15 protein-coding genes are annotated in these 22,016 nt (G+C 48.3%); 4 read left to right on the forward strand and 11 right to left on the reverse strand.

Annotated elements, in window-relative coordinates; genetic code table 11:
• Window positions 1-377: 377 nt before the first annotated feature.
• The gene (locus AB1757_22605; GenBank protein MEW6129849.1) at window positions 378-2,093 is read right to left on the reverse strand and encodes a D-aminoacylase; all 1,716 of its coding nucleotides are present in this window, start codon (window positions 2,091-2,093) and stop codon (window positions 378-380) included.
• Window positions 2,094-2,281: 188 nt separating this feature from the next.
• A complete protein-coding gene (locus AB1757_22610; protein ID MEW6129850.1) occupies window positions 2,282-3,418 on the reverse strand; it encodes a sigma 54-interacting transcriptional regulator in 1,137 nt (378 codons plus the stop codon).
• Window positions 3,419-3,565: 147 nt separating this feature from the next.
• Here AB1757_22610 and AB1757_22615 point away from each other — a divergent pair, with 147 nt between their 5' ends.
• From AB1757_22615 to AB1757_22630, 4 genes are all read left to right on the forward strand, one after another.
• Entirely contained in the window at window positions 3,566-4,111 is a 546-nt protein-coding gene (locus AB1757_22615; protein ID MEW6129851.1) for a carboxymuconolactone decarboxylase family protein, read from the forward strand.
• Window positions 4,112-4,188: 77 nt separating this feature from the next.
• Window positions 4,189-5,178, forward strand: a complete 990-nt coding sequence (locus AB1757_22620; protein ID MEW6129852.1) for an alpha/beta hydrolase — start codon at window positions 4,189-4,191, stop codon at window positions 5,176-5,178.
• Between the two features lie 27 nt (window positions 5,179-5,205).
• Entirely contained in the window at window positions 5,206-5,955 is a 750-nt protein-coding gene (locus AB1757_22625) for a glucose 1-dehydrogenase (protein MEW6129853.1), read from the forward strand.
• Window positions 5,956-6,111: 156 nt separating this feature from the next.
• Window positions 6,112-7,095, forward strand: a complete 984-nt coding sequence (locus AB1757_22630; protein MEW6129854.1) for an NADPH:quinone oxidoreductase family protein — start codon at window positions 6,112-6,114, stop codon at window positions 7,093-7,095.
• A gap of 184 nt (window positions 7,096-7,279) precedes the next feature.
• On the opposite strand, the gene AB1757_22635 is transcribed toward AB1757_22630, so the two are convergent.
• The 9 genes from AB1757_22635 to AB1757_22675 form a co-directional block, all read right to left on the reverse strand.
• Window positions 7,280-10,588: a PDZ domain-containing protein gene (locus tag AB1757_22635; GenBank protein ID MEW6129855.1), complete on the reverse strand. Its 3,309-nt coding sequence runs from the start codon at window positions 10,586-10,588 to the stop codon at window positions 7,280-7,282.
• Window positions 10,589-10,626: 38 nt separating this feature from the next.
• Window positions 10,627-12,552 carry a CocE/NonD family hydrolase gene (locus tag AB1757_22640; protein ID MEW6129856.1) on the reverse strand — a complete coding sequence of 642 codons (1,926 nt, stop codon included), beginning with the start codon at window positions 12,550-12,552 and terminating at the stop codon, window positions 10,627-10,629.
• Between the two features lie 65 nt (window positions 12,553-12,617).
• Window positions 12,618-14,105: an amidohydrolase family protein gene (locus tag AB1757_22645; protein ID MEW6129857.1), complete on the reverse strand. Its 1,488-nt coding sequence runs from the start codon at window positions 14,103-14,105 to the stop codon at window positions 12,618-12,620.
• Window positions 14,106-14,119: 14 nt separating this feature from the next.
• Window positions 14,120-15,793 carry an isovaleryl-CoA dehydrogenase gene (locus AB1757_22650; protein MEW6129858.1) on the reverse strand — a complete coding sequence of 558 codons (1,674 nt, stop codon included), beginning with the start codon at window positions 15,791-15,793 and terminating at the stop codon, window positions 14,120-14,122.
• 42 nt (window positions 15,794-15,835) lie between these two features.
• On the reverse strand, window positions 15,836-16,555 hold the full coding sequence (locus tag AB1757_22655; GenBank protein MEW6129859.1) for an SDR family oxidoreductase: 720 nt from the start codon (window positions 16,553-16,555) through the stop codon (window positions 15,836-15,838).
• A gap of 27 nt (window positions 16,556-16,582) precedes the next feature.
• Complete coding sequence (locus AB1757_22660) at window positions 16,583-18,175, reverse strand: M28 family peptidase (GenBank protein MEW6129860.1); 1,593 nt, start codon at window positions 18,173-18,175, stop codon at window positions 16,583-16,585.
• A gap of 54 nt (window positions 18,176-18,229) precedes the next feature.
• The gene (locus AB1757_22665; protein MEW6129861.1) at window positions 18,230-19,111 is read right to left on the reverse strand and encodes a DUF5829 family protein; all 882 of its coding nucleotides are present in this window, start codon (window positions 19,109-19,111) and stop codon (window positions 18,230-18,232) included.
• Window positions 19,112-19,119: 8 nt separating this feature from the next.
• Window positions 19,120-20,952, reverse strand: a complete 1,833-nt coding sequence (locus AB1757_22670; GenBank protein MEW6129862.1) for a CocE/NonD family hydrolase — start codon at window positions 20,950-20,952, stop codon at window positions 19,120-19,122.
• A 36-nt stretch (window positions 20,953-20,988) separates the two neighbouring features.
• Window positions 20,989-21,969: a MurR/RpiR family transcriptional regulator gene (locus AB1757_22675; protein ID MEW6129863.1), complete on the reverse strand. Its 981-nt coding sequence runs from the start codon at window positions 21,967-21,969 to the stop codon at window positions 20,989-20,991.
• Window positions 21,970-22,016 lie beyond the last annotated feature (47 nt).

Raw genomic sequence — 22,016 nt, forward strand, 5'->3', positions numbered from 1 at the left:
CACCGGTTTCCTCCGTCAATTTATTCATTCTTCAAAAGTAAGATAAGGTAGAACAGACAAGAACTAACTGATTCTTTTTGGGGCTTCCTGCTTGCAGGTATTGCTACCTGTTTCGCAAGGAGGGCAAAGAAAAATCTATATTTCAAGTCAGGTAACAGGTAGGAAGCGAGTATAGACATTTTGCCTGACCACACAATTGTTCGACATTTAAGGGGCAATATCAGGAGGTCGCCCCCATTATGAGGGGCATTTTTTTTCAGTCAATACTTATTTTAAATAGAAAAATCCGCATTTTTATTAAAAAACCTGCGGATTTTACAATGATTAATTTTTATGGGGATGAAAACCGATTTATGCAATATGACCGAAAAGGAGTTTCACCTTCGATTGACCTTTCCCGGTCCCCAAATGGCGCGACCGGGCTTCTGACCGGTATGTTCGCCATCCTTTAAAACCTGCGCGCCATTGACGAAGACCTGACGTACCCCAACCGCATACTGATGCGGATTTTCAAACGTCGCTTTATCAGCAATCGTCGCCGGATCAAATACCACCACATCAGCGTACATTCCAACTTTCAAAAAACCGCGACGGTCTAAACCGAGGTTGGTTGCCGGAAGCCCGGTTAACCGGCGAATCGCTTCCGGTAAGGTGATGACCTTTCCGTCACGCACATATTTCCCCAGAAGCCGCGCAAAATTTCCGTAAGCGCGCGGGTGGGTGCTTGATTTGATAAACGGCGCTTCGGGAGCCATCGAACCGGCATCCGAACCGAAAGAAACCCAAGGCAGTTTAATCTGTTTTTGGATGTTCGCTTCATCCATCATGAAATAGACAGTGCCAACGCGCGAGCCATCTTCGAGCACCAAATCCATAATGGCTTCTTCGGGTGATTGACCACGCAAGCGCGCCACTTCAGCCAGGGTTTTCCCGGTGTATTTTTTAAGTTTTTCCGATTTAAATTCCACCAGCAAAATTCTATCGGGCGAACCGGCGCTCAAATAAAGGTTTTCCCATTTGTCGGAAGGCGTCACGATTTCTTTGGCAATCTTTTTTCGGGTTTCCGGGTCACGCAATCTTTTAAACAACGCTTCATAACCGCCATCCTGTGTCCACGGTGGCATTGAGGCATCAAGTCCGGTAGCGCCCGCCGGATAGGTGTACATATCGGCGGTAATCTTCAATCCGCTTTTGCGGGCAGCGTTGACCATCGCAATTACCTTATCCATTTTGTCCCAGTTCTGTTTGCCCGCGGCTTTGAGATGATAAATCTCAGCCGGGATTTTGGCTTCACGGGCGATGCGAATTAATTCCTCGACGGCTTCAATCAAGCGGTTGCCCTCGCTGCGCATATGGGAAATGTATTTGCCCTGGTATTTCGCAGCTACCTTGCACATTTCGATTAATTCTTCGGTTGAAGCATAAAACGCCGGTGGATAAATCAAAGATGAGCCAATGCCCAGCGCCCCGGCTTCCATCTCTTTGCGCACCAGTTCGCGCATCTGCTGCAACTGTTCAGGCGTGGCTTGTTTATCTTCAAGTCCAATCACATATTCACGAATGGTGGTGGCGCCAATAAACGAAGCGACATTTTGCGACACACCGCGTTTTTCAAGATAGAGCAGGTATTCGGAAAGCGTCGTCCAGGGAATGTCATATTTAATATCGCCCATTGATTCGAGGGCGCGCTTTCGCATCTCTTCATTCAATGGACCCATCGAACCCCCTTCGCCGAAAATCTGCGTGGTGACGCCCTGCTTAATCTCCCCCATCGAACGACCATCAACGATTAGAGAATCAACCGACCAGGAAAGCATATTGATAAAACCGGGCGCGACTGCCATCCCGGTTGCATCCACTACGGTTTTTGCTTGCGATGAATTGAGTTTTCCAATAGCGGCAATTTTATCGCCGTTGATACCGACATCGGCGCGAACCGGCGCGCGACCGGTTCCGTCATAAACCATCCCGCCTTTGATAATCACCTCAAAGCTCTGTGCTGTTCGCTTCTGTGCCAAACCGGTCAACGGCAACATGGCACTCAAAGCGGTTACGAAAAACCGCTGAAACCTGGTTATCAGCCCATTGTGCATATGTTCGCTCCATTAAAAAAATTTAAGCAGGGTAATCAATCGGGTGAACAGCGAATCGACAACCTTGGTGTCAGGTTGCGCCCCTTGCTTCCCTTTTATCAACTCCGATTATTGAGACCTGAAACAGTTTGGCATTAGCATACCGACCATATTTCCCACGCGCCGTTTGCATAACTGCCGTTGGAGAATCAATCAACATCTGCCGATTGTTCAGCCGTTGGGCGAAGCGAGATTTGCAATGCCTTGATGCGCGAAGCCAGCGTCGTCGGCTTGACGCCGAGCAATTCAGCCGCGCCGCTCGCACCATAAATTTTGTAGTTCGTCGCCTGCAAAGCCGCTATCAAATTGTCGCGCTCCAGATTTTTGATCTCTGCATAGGTCATGATTCTGGTCGATGACGCGCGGGCAACCGATGGTTCGCTGGCAGATGAAGCGAGCTGTTTTCGCTGTTCGGAAAGCAGCATGGCGTCGAGTATCTCCTGCACATCAAGCTTGTACAAAAGACAATTCGACAGAATACGGGCGCGTTCAATGATATTCTCCAATTCGCGAACGTTTCCCGGATAATGATAGTTTTGCAAGGCGACAAGATTTTCCTCGCTGAGACGCAAAGGGTCGTGACATCGATCACGCCAGTTCATTTTTTGGAGAAAATGCTCAGCCAATAACGGGACATCGTCCAATCGTTCACGCAACGGCGGGATGTGAATCGGAAAAACACTGAGACGATAAAATAAATCCTGCCGGAACGCACCCGCCTCTACAGATTTGATTAGCTCCCGATTGGTGGCGGCAAGTACGCGCACATCAACCTTTCGCGTGTGATCTTCGCCGACGCGCTCGTATTGACCTTCCTGCAAAACGCGCAAAAGTTTCCCCTGCAAAGCAAGCGGAATCTCACCAACTTCATCAAGAAAAATCGTCCCGCCATCGGCAAGTCCGAATCTACCCATACGATCTTTGTGCGCTCCGGTAAACGAGCCTTTGGTATGACCGAAAAATTCCGACTCGAATAAATCCGGGGCGATTGCGGCGCAATTCACTTTCACAATCGGGCGATTGCGCCGCGCGCTTTTGGCGTGAATCGCTTTGGCTACCAGTTCCTTTCCGGTTCCCGATTCGCCGGTAATTAAAACCGTCGTATTCGACGCCGCAACCAGTTCAAGCTGCTGTAGGACTTTGCGCCACACGAGGCTTTTGCCAATCAAGCCATCGACCGTATTTCTATCCTCTTCCTCTTCTTCGTAGAAAAATCCTTCGGCAGGCATCATTTCGCAAGCATAACGAGATTTCGTAATCGAGGCAACGAGAACTCGTGTAGTCACGATTTTTCAAGCTTCATAAGCAACCCACCCCTACAGGTTTTCTCACTGCTTTAAAACGACTTACACCTTTTTCGAGGATTGGCATAAGCGATGCACTATGGGGAAAGCACAGCGTTAAACGCTGAACCGACTAAAGGAGAAAAAATCATGAGTAGAGTTCAAGCTATTGACTACGAACAAGCGACAGGAAAAACCCGAGCGTTGCTTGATGCCGTCAAAACCAAACTCGGCATTACGCCGAACCTGATGAAGACGATGGCACAATCGCCTGCGGTTTTGGAAGCCTATCTGAATTTTAGCGGCGCGCTCAACGGTGGGAAGTTGAACCCCAGGTTGCGCGAACAGATCGCCCTCATCACGGCGGAGATCAATGGTTGCGATTATTGCGCTTCGGCTCACACGGCAATCGGCAAAAGCATCGGTTTGTCTGCCGAAGCGATTCTTGCAGCACGCCAAGGAAACGCCCCCGACGCAAAGTCCGATGCGGCGCTGAAGTTCGCCCGCGCCATTATTGTAAATCGTGGCGAAGTTTCGGATGCCGATTTCCAAACCGTGAAAGCCGCGGGGTTTGATGAAGGGGAAGTCGCAGAAATCATTGCCAATGTTGCGCTCAACATCTTCACCAACTATTTCAATGAAATCGCCAAAACCGAGATTGATTTTCCACGTGTTCAAATCGGAATAACCGCATAAACCATTACCGCGAGCCGCAAGGTCGTTTGAGCCAATCGGCGACTCGCCAATATTCAGAGAAAAGGATACGGATAAAAATGAAACGCGAATTAATTATTAACCCCTGGCGTTACACCTGGATGATGCTCACGCTGTTTGTAAGTTTGCTGTTGGTAACCAAAACCGGCAGCGCACAACCTGTGCGGACATCACTGACGCAGCGACCAGTAACCTACAACACTTTGAAAATTGACAATCTGGAAATTTTTTACCGCGAAGCGGGTGATGCCAACAAGCCAACTATTCTTTTACTGCATGGCTTTCCCACTTCATCACATATGTTTCGTAACCTGATTCCGCTGCTTGCTGACAACTATCACGTTGTCGCGCCGGATTATCCGGGGTTTGGTTACAGTTCTGCGCCGGATGTCAACGAATTTGAATACACATTCGATAATTTGGCGAAAGTCATTGAACAATTTACTCTCGCCAAAGGGTTGAAAAAATACAGCCTCTATGTGCAGGACTACGGTGCGCCTGTCGGTTATCGTCTGGCGGCAAAATATCCTGACCGCGTGCAGGCGTTGATTGTGCAAAACGGCAACGCTTATGCAGAAGGCTTGCCGAAAAACTTTTGGAATCCGCTACAAAACTATTGGGAAAATCCGAGCGCAGAAAACGCCAATAAACTACGGGGATTTTTGCAATTGGAGGCGACCAAATGGCAGTACACCCACGGCACACGTAACCCGAATCGCATCTCCCCGGACACCTGGACATTTGATCAGGCATTGCTGGATCGTTCGGGCAACCAGGACATTCAACTCAAATTGTTTTTTGATTATCGCTCGAACCCGCCATTGTATGCACAGTGGCAGGACTATTTTCGCAAAGCCCAACCGCCAACCCTGATTGTGTGGGGTAAAAACGATCAGACATTTTCGGTAGAAGGCGCAGAAGCATACAAACGCGATTTGAAAAACATCGAGTTTCATTTGCTCGACACCGGACATTTCGCGCTTGAAGAAGAAGGCGAGCACATCGCTCAACTGATTCAAAGCTTTTTGGCGAAACAAAAGATTCGATAACCAAATTTATAAACCAGGAGAAAAATCATGAAGAGATTCAATGGAAAAACAGTTGTGATTACCGGCGGCAACAGTGGCATCGGTTTAGCAACCGCCAAAGCCTTCGCCGCTGAAGGAGCGAAGGTCGTCATTTCAGGACGCGATGCACAAACTTTGAATAAAGCCGCGCAAGAAATTGGTGGGGAGACGCTCTCAGTCAAAGCGGATGTTACCAGTGTGAGCGATTTGGAAAAATTGTTCACTGAAACGCAAAAGCGATTCGGGAAGATTGATGCGCTATTTGTCAATGCCGGAATCGCCAAATTCGCGTCGCTTGCTGAGACCAACGAAAGCGTGTTTGATGAATTGGTCGCCACCAATTTCAAAGGCGCGTATTTCACTATTCAAAAAGCTCTACCACTGTTTAAGGACAATGCGGCAATCGTCATCAATACCACGGTCGCGCATCAACTCGGACTGCCGGCTACGAGCGTTTATGCTGCGACCAAAGCGGCTTTGCGTTCATTGGCACGTTCGCTCTCGGCAGAGTTAATCGAACGCGGCATTCGCGTCAACGCGGTGGCGCCGGGACCGATTGAAACGCCGATTTATGGTCGGCTGGGGTTGCCGCAGGAAGCTGTACAGGAACTGGCGGCGGGCATCCTGAGCCGCGTGCCTATGAAACGCTTCGGCACACCCGAAGACGTTGCCAACGCGGTTTTGTTCCTCGCATCAGAGGATTCGGCTTACGTTGCAGGCGTAGAGGTTGGGGTTGACGGCGGCATGGGGCAACTCTGAGTTCATAAAATCAAAGACGCGCGACTCGAACTGATTCGGGTCGCGCGCCTTTCGATGAATGAAGCGAAATAGTCATACCGAATTTTATTAATTGATTCGGATATACAGTCTGCTGTTGAAATAACCAAAATGATTCAAAATGATTGGAGAAAGAAAATGAGAGCAGTTCAATTACACGGATTTGAAGGCATAAAAAGTTTAAAACTGGTGGACATCGGCAAACCTCAGCCGGGTGAGGGAGAAGTCTTGATTGCAGTGAAGGCGGCTGGAATGAACTACGCTGAAGTCGAACAAATTCATGGCAAGTATCCGACTTTTGGCAAAGAGGTTCCTTTTGTCATGGGGTTTGAAGCGGCGGGGGTTGTGGTCGATACCGGAGCAGGGGTCACGCAGTTCAAAGCCGGTGACCCGGTAGCGGCGCTGGTTTCAAGCGGCGGCTATGCGGAGTTTGCTATCGCTCCGGCGCAAGCGGTGATTCCCTTGCCAACCGCAATCACCTTCCCCGAAGCAACCACCATTCCGATTCAAGGAATGACCGCTTATACCATTCTGAAATATCTGGTGATGCCGGTCGCTCACGAAAGTCTGCTCATTCAAGCCGCAGCCGGTGGCGTGGGACTTTATTTGGTTCAAATCGCCAAACTCTTCGGCATTAAAAACGTCATCGCGCTGGCTAGTTCTGATGAAAAACTTGAATTGGTGAAAACCCTCGGTGCGGATGTTGTCATCAACTATTCCAAACCCGCATGGGCGGAAAAAGTACGCCAGTCCACTCAAGGTCAGGGGGTAGATGTCGTGCTGCAAATGTCATCGGATAAGGTTGGCGAAGAGAGTTTCAAGCTCACGGCTCCCGGCGGGAGAATCGTTCTCTTTGGCGCAAAAAACTATCATGATTCAATCAGCACCGAGCAAGTCCGCCAACTCATCTGGCAAAATCAATCGTTGGTTGGTTTTGCTTATCCGGCTCTGCCACCTGAGCGCATAGCAGAAAGCCTGCCGGACTTTTTGAAACTCATCGAAGAAAAGAAGGTGAAAATTTTTGCCAATCAGGTTTTCCCATTCTCGCAAGCGCCACAAGCATTTGAAGCATTGAGCAGTCGCCAGACAATTGGCAAAGTGGTTCTCACACCGGAGAGTTAGTACGTTGGAAACTAAATTTCTTGAGGTTCAGAGTAACGCCTTCAGGCGTGAAGCGTCCTGCTCTCACGCCTGAAGGCGTTACTCTCAACTCCTAAAAAATATCAACCAACCGAATTTCAAGTGTCGTTATGAGAGCAAATCAAAGACCGGCTCGCAACCGCAACTTAATGACTTTCGGTTGACCTTACTTATTGCCGGAAGCCGCCGGACGTGTGTTGTTGTAATAATTCGGATAGACCGGTTTTTTATGTTTCGGCAAAGGATTTTTCTTCAGCAAATCCATTACCACTTCAACCGCTTTTTCGAGTTGCGGGTCGCGTCCCTGACGCCACAATGCCGGGTCGAATTCAACTTCAACATCCGGGTCGGTGCCGTGATTTTCGACATCCCACTCGCCTTTTAAATTATAGAAAGCGACACGCGGCGCGGTAACGCTGCCGCCATCCATCAAGGTCGGGTAATCGTAAATGCCAACCAATCCGCCCCAGGTGCGTTTGCCGACCAGGGGACCGACTCCGGCATTTTTAAATAACCACGGCATCAAATCGCCGCCTGAACCCGCGAATTCATTAATGATCATCGCCTTCGGTCCATAAATCGACGCCACCGGCGTAGTGAAATCTTTGCCTTCACGAGTTGCCCAGTAATTCATCAGAGGTCTTCGCATGTAATCGATGATGTAATCCGCTGCGGTGCCTCCGCCATTAAACCGCTCATCCACTACCGCACCATCCTTATTGATTTGCGCGAAATAATACCGGTTGAAATTGGTGTACCCGCCAAGAGAAGTATCGGGCAAATGAACATAAGCGAGTTTTCCACCACTCAGTTGATCGACTTTGCGACGATTGTCTTCTATCCACGCGAGGTAACGCAAACTCGCATCATTGGCAATCGGTACGACTGTCACTTCGCGGGCATTTGAACCATCCGGATTAGCGCCGACTTTTATGACTACCTGTTTACCAGCGGTCTCTTCAAAGAAGGCGAATATATTATCGCTTGCCGTCAGGTTGCGACCATTAACCGAAATTAAATATTCACCGGCAGTGACGTTGACGCCGGGTTGCGTAAGCGGCGCGCGAAATTGTGGATTCCAGTTTTCGCCGTTATAGACCCGCGCAAAACGATACCGACCGTTCTCGATTTTATAATCTGCACCGAGTAAGCCGGTTTGCGTCCGTCTTGGGTTTGGAAGATCACCCCCATTAATAAAGGTGTGACCAAGCACTGTGGTTCCCAACATCTCGGTAAACAAATAATTCAAATCCGCCCGATGTGCTACTGCATTCAGAAATGGTTTATACAACGCTTCGGCAGCTTTGATATTCAATCCATGCGTGTTGGGGTCATAGATGAAATCGCGTTGAATCCGCCACACCTCCGTATACATCTGTTGCCACTCGGCTTTGGGGTCAACATAGACTTCAACATCTGCCAAATTCACCATGCCTTGTCCGGGTTGAATCGGGGTTGCGGTTGCGGCGATAAACCAGGCGGGTCCTAACCGAAAGAGAATTTTTTCGCCATTTGCCGAAATATCGAAAGCCGTGATGTTTTCCAAAACCTTATCGAGTTTGCGTTTTTCCAAATCATATTTGTGCAGGGTGACGAGTCCGCCGCCAAACAATCCGCCAAGCCCGCCGGTGGATTCCAATAGATAAACAAAACCTGCTTTTCCGACACGCAATCCGACATAAGGTTTTGCAGGAATCGCTAACGCCAGTATGCGTTGACCGATATTATCGAAATCAATTTTTACCGGTTCGGCTTCTTTTTTCTGTCCTGCGGCATTTGCAGCGCCGCCTGCCGCTGGAGCGTCCGGTTTTTTATTATCGGCTTTCTTCTCTTCTTCAACTTTTTCTTCATCGCTTTGTGGCGCAAGCGGCGAAGGCAAATCTTTTTTCAAGACGATTAAATAGGCGCTGCGCGTCACCTGATGAGGAAAGCTCGACATATCCAACCAACCTGAAGTGGGACCGGCATTGGTGCTTGCGGTAAAGTAGATATATTTGCCGCTCTTATCGAAATTCGCGTATCGCGCATCGCTTAATCCATCGGTAATCTGCGTGCTCTTGTTGTCATCCAATGAATAAACGAACACCGCGCCGAGATGATTATCGAGTTGTTTGGTATAGGTAATCCATTTGCTGTCGTGCGACCAATTCGGGTCTAACACCCGCCAGGGGTTTTCATAGGTATTCGTATCGACTTTAACCGGATTGCCTTTTTCAATATCGACATACCAGAGGTTCAATCGCTTATCCGTATAAGCAATTTTTTTGCTGTCGGGCGACCACAGCGGTGAATAGAAAAATGAAGGGGGATTGCCGAGATTGATTTTTTTCACTTCGCCCATCCCTGATTGATTGCTGAGATGCAGCGCATATTCGCCCGCTGCATCCGAAAAATAAGCAATCCATTTTCCATCCGGCGACCATGCCGGGTCGCGTTCGGCAATGCCTGTGGTGTTGGTTAAATTACGCGGGTTGCCTTTTTCAGCCGGTACGGTGATGATTTCGCCGCGCACTTCAAATACCGCGCGAACTCCTGTGGCGGAAAGCGTCGCCGATTGAACGTTGCGCCCAACCTTGACATATTTGGGACGCACACCCGGCAAATCACCATTTAAGGTGATATTGATTTTTTTCGATTTTCCCGAATCCACATCCAAAAGGTTCAAAGAGCCGAATTGTTCATAAACAATTGCGCCTGCGCCAGCCGATGCCGATTTGATGTCGAGACCGGAATTTTGTATGACCTGATTTACTTTCTTTGAAGCGATGTCATAAGAAAAGAGGGTGACCGCGCCATTACGGTCAGAGAGGAAATAGATTTTATTGCCAATCCACATCGGGTCGGAATCGTTGGAATTGTCGCGCGGCAATTTTTCGATACTTGAATCGGCAAGTCGCGCAATCCAAATCGGGGTGGTTTGTCCGCCACGATATTTTTTCCAGGCAGCCTGCCACTGAACGGTCGGCACATAAGCCAGCCGGGTTCCATCCGGTGAATATGAACCCGATACGCCCATCGGTAGTGGAACTTCGGTTGGATAGCCGCCTTCTACAGGAATCGTAAATAAACGCGGCGTCGGATTGTAGCTGTTTTGATTTGACTCGAAAAGAATCTGTTTGCCATCCGGTGTCCAACCGCGAACTGATTCCGGACCCGGATGATAGGTCAAACGTTTGGGGATTCCGCCTGATGCCGGAATCGTGTAAATATCGACGTTGCCATCATATTCACCGGTAAACGCGATGGTGTTGCCATCGGGTGAAAATAACGGATCGGTTTCAACCCCTTCGCCAGTAGTCAGGCGTTTGGCTTCACCGCCATCGCGCGCCACAATCCATAAATCACCTGCATACGCGAAGACCACCTGGGTTTTATTGACGGTGGGCTTTTGCGGAAGTAACGGTTTTTCTTGTGCACTTGTAAATGCGCATAACCCAAGAAGTGTTGTCAGCAGCAAAAAAATTCTTTTGGTCATAAATCCTCTCTTTACTCATTACTCATTCAAGTTATCGATTAACGAGTTCCGGTCAATTGCAACGCTTTGCCTTCAACCAGAAAGCTGATTGAAGAATTTACGCTTCGCGAACGATAAACCCGTTGCGTGGCTTTTTGAAAATCCTCCGGTTTGGCTTTCGGAATGTCTATGAATTTCTGGGGGTTTCTATCGACCAGAGGAAACCAGGAACTCTGCACCTGCACCATGATTTTGTGCCCTTTGCGAAAAGTGTGATAGACATCCGGCATTTCAAATTTGATGGTTGCAGGTTGATTGGGAATCATCGGCTCAGGTTTCTCAAAACTGTTACGGAATTTGGCGCGGAAAGGTTCGCCATGAACCAGTTGTTGATAGCCTCCCATTTTGACAGCATTCGGCGCGGGGGGGTGACCTTGCGGCAATGGTGGCGTGGGAAAATCGTTCGGATAAACATCAATCACTTTGACGACAAAATCCGAATCGGTTCCCGATGTCGAAACATTGATGTTCACTTTGATGGGTCCCGCGATAGTTAAATCGTCATCGAGTGGCGCGGTTTGATAAACCAAAACATCCGGTCGTTGCGCAGCGAACCGTTGGTCTTCGGTCATATAATCCGAAGTCATGCCATCAACGATATAACTCAAATACGGCACGGGACGCTTGGGGTCGCTGATGTATTCATCATAAGCGGTTTGATTATCCACAGGCATTTCCGGTTTCAATTGACCGTTTGCATGCAAATAAATGGTAAGCGGTTGGGCGTCTTTCGGGGGCCAATCGCTCAATCGTCGCCATTCATTTAAACCCGTGAGAAACATATAGGCTTCGGGTAAATCCACCGGTTTATCTTTCAAATAATGCATGAAGAAGGCGAATTGAATTTGTTCTCGGAAAAACGCCCCGGTCTTAACCCCGAAATTGAGATTGCCGAGTTTATCGCCATCCCCGCGCGCCCAACCGCCATGTGACCAAGGTCCCATGACCAATAGATTCACGGTGCCCGGATTATTTTTTTCAACTGAACGGTAAGTGTGAAAAGGTCCCATCGGGTCTTCGGCATCAAACCACCCGCCAACATTCAACACCGCGCATTTCACGTTTTTCAAAAATTTCCAAAGCGAACGTTTCTGCCAGTAATCGTCGTAATTCGGATGGTCTATGATTTCTTGCCAGTAGGTCGCTTCACCGTTGAATAGTTTTTGATTGAGTTCCGAGAGGGTTCCGAGATTTAAATAATAGTCGTACCCGTCGGGGGTTTTCATATCGAAACCTTCGCGGTTACTGGGAGGCGGCGCTGGCGCTCCCTTTCGCGGGCGAAAAAATCCATAAAAGCCGAAATTTGCCGCCAGCATGAATGCGCCGTTGTGATAGACATCATCATTCAAGTAGTAATCGGTTGTCGGCGCTTGCGGTGAGGCGCATTTTAGTGCCGGATGCGAATCAATGATACTTGCCGCCACATGAAAACCGGGTTGCGAAATGCCAATCATACCGACCCGACCGTTATGATTCGGAATGTTTTTTAACAACCATTCGATGGTGTCGTGGGTGTCTGTGGATTCATCAATATCTTTCGCGGAAGTTTTATTCGGCACATGCGGGCGAACCTGTTGAAACTCGCCTTCGGACATATATCGCCCACGGGCATCCTGAAAGACGAAAATAAAACCTTCTTTCTCGAAATGCTCGGATGGCGCGATACGTTCGCGATATTTATCTACGCCATATGGCGCAACACTGTAAGGGGTGCGCGTGAGCAGAAACGGGTATTTCTGTGAAGTATCTTTTGGCGCGTAAATCGAGGTGAACAAGCGAACCCCATCGCGCATCGGAATCAGATATTCAAACTTGGTATAGCGTTCTTTGATCGTAGGTGGGGTTTGCGAGAAAACCAACATCTGACCACCAAGCAAAAAAGTAAGGATTAAGGCGAACACACAACTGTATTTATTTCTCTTCATAAATTTCTGCTTTTTCATTTACTGAAAGGTTCAACTGGGTTTCAAGAAATTCTCTATCGAACACGTTACTCTTTATTTGCCATTCTGGCGCGAAGCGGTTTGCCGACCATTACGCCGTCCAGGAGTTTTTCGTTGCGCACAACAAAGGTTCCGCCAATCAACACCTGCTTGATACCTTTTGAAAATTGATTGGGGTCTGAATAGGTGGCGCGGTCGATCACTTCTTCGGCATCAAAAATCGTAATGTCAGCATCCGCCCCGACCGTTAATCGCCCTTTGGCTTTAAAAGCCGGAGCAAATTTTTCAAGCCGCTCGGCAGGCATCAAAGTCATCTTGCGAATCGCCTCCGGCAGACTGATGATTTTTTTCTCGCGGCAATAATAGCCCAGAACTCTGGTAAAACAGCCTCTGCCACGCGGATGAGCGCGTTCTTCTAAACTCATAACCGGCATGCCATCCGATGCCACCATGACCAGCGGATGTTTCAACGCCTGTTCAACCCACGCTTCTTTCATTACATGAATAATCACCGTGCCGTTTTTATAACGCGCGCGGTAATCATCCCACATCGCTTTATCTTTAAATCGTTCACCGGTCGGCGGCCATTCGATGGCATCGTAAGAAACACCAAATTTGGTTTGCCAGTCATGGTCAAATATTCCCGAATTGATTCCCGTAGAACCCGCCGTATACGGATAAGCTTCGGTTGTTACATCCAATCCTTTGGCGCGCGCCGCTTCGATCATCTGTAAAAATTTCGGCACGCGACCGAGTCCCGTACTCACCAGATGAACCATATGAAAAGAGGCTTTGGTTTTCTCGGTCATCTTTAACAGTTCGGCAAGCCCGGTTAAATCGTTGCGATCATCCGGCATGCGAATGTGAATAAAGACCGGAACTTTGCGTTTTGCAGCCAAGCGAAACAAGGCTTCGAGTTCGGTGTCATTTACGCCGCGCGATACATAATCAAGCCCGATACCAATGCCAAGCGCCCCTTCATCCAATGCCTTGCTCAAATAGCTTAGCATCTCATTCAGTTCATCCTGAGTAAGCGGTTGATGATTGGTGGCTTGCAAATCGCCTTTTTTCACCAGGCGTCGGGCGGCTGTATGCCCGGCTGAATAACCGTAATTGAGAAGCGATTTCCCTTCTCTCGCTTTCATGACATCAAGCGGATAAGTTCCTATTTCCAATTCCAAAGCCGTGGTGACACCATCCATCAGTTGATAAGTGTTCGAGGGCACATTCTGACCGTGGGCATGCAAATCAATAAAACCGGGAGCCACCACTAAACCCGATACATCTAAAACTTCTTTGCCATTCAGTTTCGATTTAGAAATCGCCGCGATTTTTCCATTGAGAATGCCAACATTGCGAATGGCATCGAGTCCGGTTGCCGGGTCAATCACCCGTCCCCCTGCTAACACCACATCGTAAATTTGTCCTCTCGATTGTGAACCTGTTGTTGGTGGAGCGATGAAGACAACCAGAGCCAGCAACACCAGACCAAGCGGAAAGAGAGTTTTAATGGAGGGCATTCGATTTTTTCGCATGGGTTCCTCGCTAACTATTCAGTTTTTAATTTCGGTCTTGAACGTTCGATGATGGCATCAAATTGAATTCCCGCCGGCAAAGTTCCAAGCGCCATTCGTCGGTCACTCGATAATCTCGATTCACAAAAAGCATCGACGACCGCCTGATTGCCGTGTTGAATTAAAATAGATGCCTGCAAAGCCAACGCCAGGTCTTCAACGATGCGGCGCGCTTGAACCTCTATCAGCCTGGTATCAAGCAATTGGTGTTGAATCTTTTCAACAAACCGATCATAACGACTATCTGCGCCACCGGCTTTTTTCAATTCTGCAAATACTGCTTCAAGCGTTTCGGGTTCTTTACGCATGGCGCGCAGAACATCCAGGCATTGCACATTTCCTGAGCCTTCCCAGATGGAATTGAGCGGCGCATCTTTGTACAAACGCGATAGCGGAGATTCTTCGACATAGCCGTTTCCACCGGTACATTCCAAGGCTTCTGAAACCACCGCAACCGCGCGTTTGGTCACCCAGTATTTCCCAATCGCAGTTGCAATGCGGCTGAACAGGCGTTGCGCCGGATGGCTTTCGGCTTCATCAAAACTTCGCGCCAATCGAATTGCCAGAGCCGTAGCGGCTTCCGATTCAATGCACAAATCCGCCAGCACATTTTTCATGAGCGGTTGATTGATGAGGCGATTGCCGAAAGCATATCGGTAATAGGTGTGATGGGTGGCTTCCGCTACTGCACGGCGCATGGAAGCCGCCGAGCCGATGGCGCAATCCAGACGTGTATGGCGAACCATTTCAATGATATTGGCTACGCCTCGACCTTCTTCACCGATGAGTTGCCCATATGCGCCGTGAAATTCGACTTCACTCGAAGCATTCGATTTATTGCCGATTTTATTTTTCAATCGTTGAATATGAAAGGCGTTTCTTTTGCCATCGGGTTTAAAGCGCGGCAGTAAAAAACAGGACAAGCCATTATCGGTTTGCGCGAGCACCAGAAAAGCATCGCACATCGGAGCCGAACAAAACCATTTATGACCTCGGATGGCATACGCCTCACCGGGCCCGCGCTTGCTAATCGGATAAGCACGCGTAGTGTTGGCGCGAACATCACTACCGCCCTGACGTTCAGTCATTGCCATGCCAATCGTCACGCCGCGTTTGTGTTTTGCAGGTATCATTCGCGGGTCATATTCATTCGATAAAATCAACGGTTCCCATTCGCCGGCTAATTCGGGTTGAATCCTTAAAGATGGAATCGCCGCAAAGGTCATGGTTAAAGGACACCCGGTGCCTTCATCGACCTGATGCCTGAGCAACATCAATCCGGCGCGGGCAACGTGAGCGCCCGATTTATTTGCCGACCAGGGAAGCGAATGAGTTTGGTATTCAATGCCGAGTCGCATCAACTCGTGATATGAAGAATGAAATTCGACTTCATCGATGCGATTTCCAAAACGGTCGTGAGTTTTCAATTCGGGTAAATACCGATTCGCCTGCTCGCCTAATTTTAAGGTTTCGGATTGCCCCAGTAGCTCGCCGAACTCAAAAGCGCGTTCGGCAATCCAGCCGCCACCTTCTCGCTCAATGGCTTCACGCAAACCGTTATCAAACTCTAATAAATTGTAATCTTCGAGTGCCGGTGGCTGATTTAACACCTCATCCGGTGAATGTTTGGCAATTTGCTCTGCTTTCATACCACTACTCCTTAATAATAATCCCCCGCTTTTTGGTTAAATTTATCCGCGCCCGATGTACAGTTGCCCGACCGGAAGCACGATGGCTTCAAGCATATTGATATGCGGTGGAAGCGTTGCCATCGCCAGCGCCGCCTGTGCAATTTCGCTTTCGCTCATCATCGGTTCCGAATCGCCCTGACGTTTTTCAACGGCGACATTGCCGGGATGCAAACACCCGCACGAAATTCCATATTCGCGACCTTCAAGCGCGGTCACCTGCGTGAGTCCCCACAGCCCATGTTTAGTCGTGCTGTATGCCGCGGAATTCGGGCGAACCCGTTGCGCAGAGATTGAACCGATATTGATGATTCTGCCGCTACCTTGCGCCTTCATTATTCGTAAAGCTTCGCGAGTGCATAAAAACGCCCCTCGTAAATTAACCGCCATCACTTTTTCCCACATTTCGAGTGTGAGTTGATCAATTGGCGCGAACCCTTCCATCGTCCCGGCATTATTGACCAGAATGTCGAGGCGGTTGAATCGCTCGATTCCCTTTTGAAAAATATCCTGCACCTGCTCTTCATTCGTCACATCACCGGCAATGGCTAAAACTTCAGAGCCAAGTTTAGTCAACGCTTCGGCGGTCTGTTGCAGACGCTCATTATCGCGAGCCATTAAAATCAGTGATGCGCCTTCACTGGCAAAGGCTTCGGCAATGCCGCGACCAATGCCGCGATTGGCTCCGGTTATTAAAACGACTTTTCCATCAAGCTTTCCCATTACACGCTCCGTCTGCTGGTTTATTCATTAAGGTTTGAAATCAATTTTGTGCGTCGCGTTCGCGGCTTCGAGACTGGTTAAGAAAATCAACCGGACAATCTTTTCCATCTTCGGATAATTGATTTTATCCCAGGTGTCGTTTTCAGTGTGATAATCCGGGTGTTCCCCTGTGTTGAATAACACCATCGGAATCGATTTGGTGGCGAAGGGAAAATGGTCGCTTCGCGAAAACCAGCTTTCGCTATCCACGGTGTCAGTTTTGAAATCGAGTGATAAACCAATCCCCTGATTACTCGCTTCAATCATTTTTCTAAGTTCGGGATTATAAAGCGTGCCGACCACATTGACACCATTACGATTTTGTTCAGGGGTAGTATTCCAGGTTGGCGAATGTTCATCGCGTCCAATCATATCCATATTTAAATTTACATAGGTTTTCGCGAGTGGAATGATCGGTCGGTCAACATAATAAAAAGCGCCGAGCAAACCACGCTCTTCGGCTTCAAAAACCACAAACAGGATGCTGCGTTTCGGTTTTAATTTCGCGGTCAGGTAAGCTTCGGCGATTTCCATCACGCCAATGGTTCCCGATGCATTGTCATCCGCGCCGCGATAGATTCTCCCGGCGACGGTTCCGACATGGTCATAATGAGCCGTGATTATTACTGCCTCATCTTTTAATTGCGGGTCGGAACCTTCAAGGAGTCCAACCACATTTCGCGTGCGAATCACCCGCCGACTCTTCAACGCTTTTTTCAAAGTGATGGTCAATCCGGTGATTTCAATTGGTTGCGGTTTTAAATTCCGGTCAATGCTTTGTTGCAATACGTCAACGGTTTTTCCAGCAGAAGCAAGCCATTCATTGGCGACCGATTGACTGATGGAAAAGGTTGGTATATCCCATAACGAACCCGCAAGTTGGATGCGCGGCGTCACGCCTGCTTGAAAATCCGTAGGCGCACTGGCAAGACGCGGCGGGCGAGTCGGGCGTGAAGGATTGATGACGACTATTCCGGCTGCACCAGCTTTGCGAAGGGTTTCGATTTTGTGCCAGATTTTTCCATGAATGGTTTCCCACTTCCCTTTGAACTTGGAATTGGCATCCGAGCTTTGTGGTTCGGATGATAAAACCATCGCAATCTTGCCGCGCAGGTTTACGCCCGCAAACTCGTTGTAGCCATATTCAGGCGCATTGACGCCATAGCCGAGAAAGATTACAGGCGCTGTGACCTGCGCCGGGTTATTGCTTTGTCGGGCGAGGTTGAAATCAAACCCAAGCTGATAGGTTTTCTCCACGCCATCAATTTTGGCTTTTAATTCGGTGTTGTCATTATCAACCCAGGCTTCTATGAGATCGAAATTCTGAAAGTAAGTGCCGCCATCACCGACGGGTTTCAGACCATAGCGCATGAATTGCGAGGCAATATAATTGGCAGTGATGCGCCCTTCGTGACTGCCCGCATCCCGACCAGCCATCTCATCCGCAGAGAGAAAGTACATATGACTTTTAATATCGTCTGCGCGAATCGATTCGACGGCTTTTTTGGTCGGTTCATCAAGCTGTCGGGCAAAAACCGAAAGTGATAAAAGCAAAAGGAGTATGGTGGATTTTTTCATCATCCCTCATTTATCAGCATTATTAAGGATGCGCCTTTAAAAATGCGTTTATCCAAATTAAAAAGACCAGACAGCCCGATGATTATCGCCAAATCGCAAAACCGAATGATTGCCGAATCGATATTCATCGCGCTTAGGTCTGGTTTTATATTTAAATGTAAAACTTTGAATGCCCTTCCGGGATTGCGTTTCGGGAATTATCGTCAGAGTTATATCTGCGCCAATCATCGTCGTCAAATTCCCATTGGTTTTTGCCTCATACCCGAATAATTTGCAGGAATCAATGAGCGACTTTTTCAGGTTTTCGTCGAGTGCTACGGTTATTGCCAAAACATCCTGAAATACCGGGTCTTTTGGCACTTCTTTTAAAACTGCCGTATATCGCTGCAAGATCTGTCGCCGTTCGATTCCCGCGCTGTTATCGGCTTGAGGATTCCATTCCCGTAAAAAACTGGGCAGGTATTCCATCACCCAGAAACTACTGCCCGATGTAAATGAAGAGGTTTTCCCGGTGAGCATATAAAACCAGTCAACCTGTTTATCGTTATACAGCCGGGTTACTTTAAAGGGGTTTTCACTGCCAAGTTGTTTTTGCAGAATTTTGGATGCGCCGGTTTGTTCTACACCAAACGCGATTCCGGTTTCACTGGTTTTTCGCTTGGTTTCCTTACTTGCATCAAAAAATTCAAAGTAGGTATTTCGCCCGTAAAAATAGAGTCCGGTGTAAGAAATATCGGTTCGCCTGGTGGTGCGGGTTTCGTTCGGGGCAAACTGTTTTCTTAAAAATTCATTCTTTTCAATATCGGCATAGGTTTCCCCATCAACCACCAGAAAAAAATGGTTGAGATAAACCGGAAACGGTGGTCGTTGAATATTGAGATTTGAGTCAGCCGTTATCGTCATACAGATGATGAATCCAACAGATAGTAAATAACGCATTAAAATTCTCATGGAGTTTGCGCTTCAACCGGTAATATCACGCGCGATGGATAGCGTTTCGAGCGATAGATGCGTTGTGTGGCGACTCGGTAATCGGAATCCTTCGCCTTGAAAATATTTTCCACAAAGGTTTGCGGATTGCGGTCAATCACCGGAAACCAACTGCTCTGCACTTGCACCATAATTTTATGCCCTTTGAGAAATCGGTGATTCACATGATGCAGGTCAATTTTGTATTCGGCTACCTGATTGGCAACGAGGGCTTCAGGTTTTACAAAACTTTTACGAAAGCGTCCGCGAAAAACCTCATTGGCAATCATCAATTGATAGCCGCCCATCTTGAAATCCTTAGGATAATCTTCCGGGTAAACATCAATCAATTTCACAATCCAATCGCTGTCCGTCCCGGTGGTCGAGGCAAACAAATGGGAGATGACATCGCCGGTCACCACAACATCTGCCTCCAACGGTTCGGTTTCAAAACTCAACACATCGGGTCGTTGATGGGTGAAACGCTGGTCTTCCAAAAGCCAGGCAGACCAACCTGACCCTTTCGGAAAATAGGTTGGCTCAATCGGTCGCGGGCGGTAAGGCACGGGTTTCGCCGGATCAGAAATATAGGCGTCAAACTCTCTCGGTGAATTTACAAGCGGTTCTTCATTCGATAACCGATTGCCTTTTTGAAAATAGAAATTTTTATCGGTAGTTTGATTACGCGGCGGCCATTGATTATATGACTTCCAACTATTTGCCCCGGTTTGAAAGGTGAGAGCTTCGGGCGGCGGTTGTGTTCCTTGAGCTTTTAAATAATAGGCAAAAAATGGCGCTTGAATTTTTTCGCGAAAATATTGACTCGTCGGGCTATCGAAATTGATTTTCCCTAGCTTGCTGCCATCCGAACGCGCCCAGCCGCCATGATTCCAGGGACCAACGACGATAAAATTTAAATTCGCTTTGTCGTGCTTTTCCAACTCTTCGTAAATTTTCAGCGGCCCGTAAAAATCTTCCTGATCCCACCAACCCGCAACATTCAACGTCGGAATGGTCACGCGGTCGAGGTAAGGGACGGCAGTCTGTTTTTGCCAGAATTCATCATAGTTCGGATGATTGACGAAATCGTTCCAGGTAGGAATTTTTCCTTTCAAATATTTTTCGTTGACGTTCGATAGCGCGCCCAGTTTCAAATACCACTCATAGGTGTCGTATTTATCGAAGGCGAATTGAAAACTGGTCTTGCCGGTTTCCATCATCGTCGCATATTCAAAACCGTAACTCAGTCGGAACGCGCCGTTATGATGAAAATCATCGCCTAAAAACATATCAACGGGTGAGGCTTGCGGTGAACAGGCTTTCAAAGCCGGATGCGGGTCGAGCATTCCCATCACCGTCAACCAACCCGGATAAGATATGCCCATCATTCCCACCCGACCATTGTGATTCGCAACGTTTTTCAATAACCACTCAATCGTGTCATAGGTGTCTGTGCTTTCGTCGATGGCTTTCGGGTCTTGGCGATTTCGCGGCGGTCGTTGCATGACAAACCCGCCTTCGGATTGATAGCGCCCGCGAATATCCTGGAAAACGAAGATATAACCTTCTTCGGCGAGTTCTTTGTTGGAAGTATTGAGTGAAATTCCCGCACTGGCGATACCATAAGGGGTGCGAATAAAAATAAACGGCAGCGGTTTCGTGATGGATTTCGGCGCGTAAATTTCCGTATTCAATTTCGCCCCATCTCGCATGGCAACCATCGCAGTGGTTTTTTGATAGTTGTTGAGGGTTTGCGCTTTTGCAATCGTTGAATAAAAAACCAGAATGATGATTGCCGGAAAAACGCTCATGCCTGTTTTCTTCAAGAGGGGATGAAATCGCATAGCCTAATCCTGCCTTTTATTTTTGGATTTTTTTCGTTTCGATTTAATCGGGTGATTTCCATCCAGTAACGCCGGACTCAAATTTTCAGAATACCAGCGCGCCCCTGTACGATAATCCTCTTCGGTCTTTTCAAGCAATGCCAGCGAACGCGACGGATGTAAATGGGCGGTAGCGATTAAAATGCAATTCATTACCGCAAGCGGCGCAACATACGAACCGGTAAACGACGGACTCGAAATCGATGCCAGAAGATAAGAATCACAAAACAGCGCCAGCGGCGTGGTGTCGCTATCGGTTATTCCAAATGTCGGAACGCCGCGTTCTCTGGCGCGCAACACCGAATCCACCGTATCACGCAAACATCGCCCGAAACTGATGGCAATTACCAAATCTTTCGCCGATAAAATATCTATTTTGTGATGGAGATTTCCCGAACTTCCCACCGGGGCTTCGGCGTCAAATCCGAGCGGCGTCAGTCCATAAGCCAGAAAGTTCGCAAGTGATGAGGCGAGGTCAACGCCGACAATAATAAGTCGTCGGGAGCGGTGCAACAGCTTGGCGAGTTCAATCACCCGCTCGGTATTTAAATTTGCCGAAAGTGAATTGAGGTTTTCGGTATCGCGTTCCAGACAATGGCGAATGTGGTCGGTGACGCTGCGTTTTTCGCGGGTTGCCGATTTCAAAACCGAATAGGGCGTAATCCGCGTGACAAAATGATTTCTTAAATCGGTGGCAAAATCATCATAACGTTCATAACCCAACGCCTGAATGGTGCGCACGATGGTCGAGGCATCGACACCATAGCGTTGTGCCATCTTTCTTGACGAGAGAAAAAAATGCTCTTCGGGATTATCGAGCATCGCTTGAATTAAATTTCGCCGACTGGGATTGAGCTGAGATTTCGCCTGCGTGAACCGCGCTTCGAGAGAGGTCAATGATGAGTTGATGGTGTCCGGATGACCAATGACTTTTTTTGCATTCATGGGTTGCTACCTTAATAAACGGTTTCAAATCGGTTTGCGAAAGATAG

Source organism: Acidobacteriota bacterium (assembly GCA_040754075.1).
Classification (GTDB): domain Bacteria; phylum Acidobacteriota; class Blastocatellia; order UBA7656; family UBA7656; genus JBFMDH01.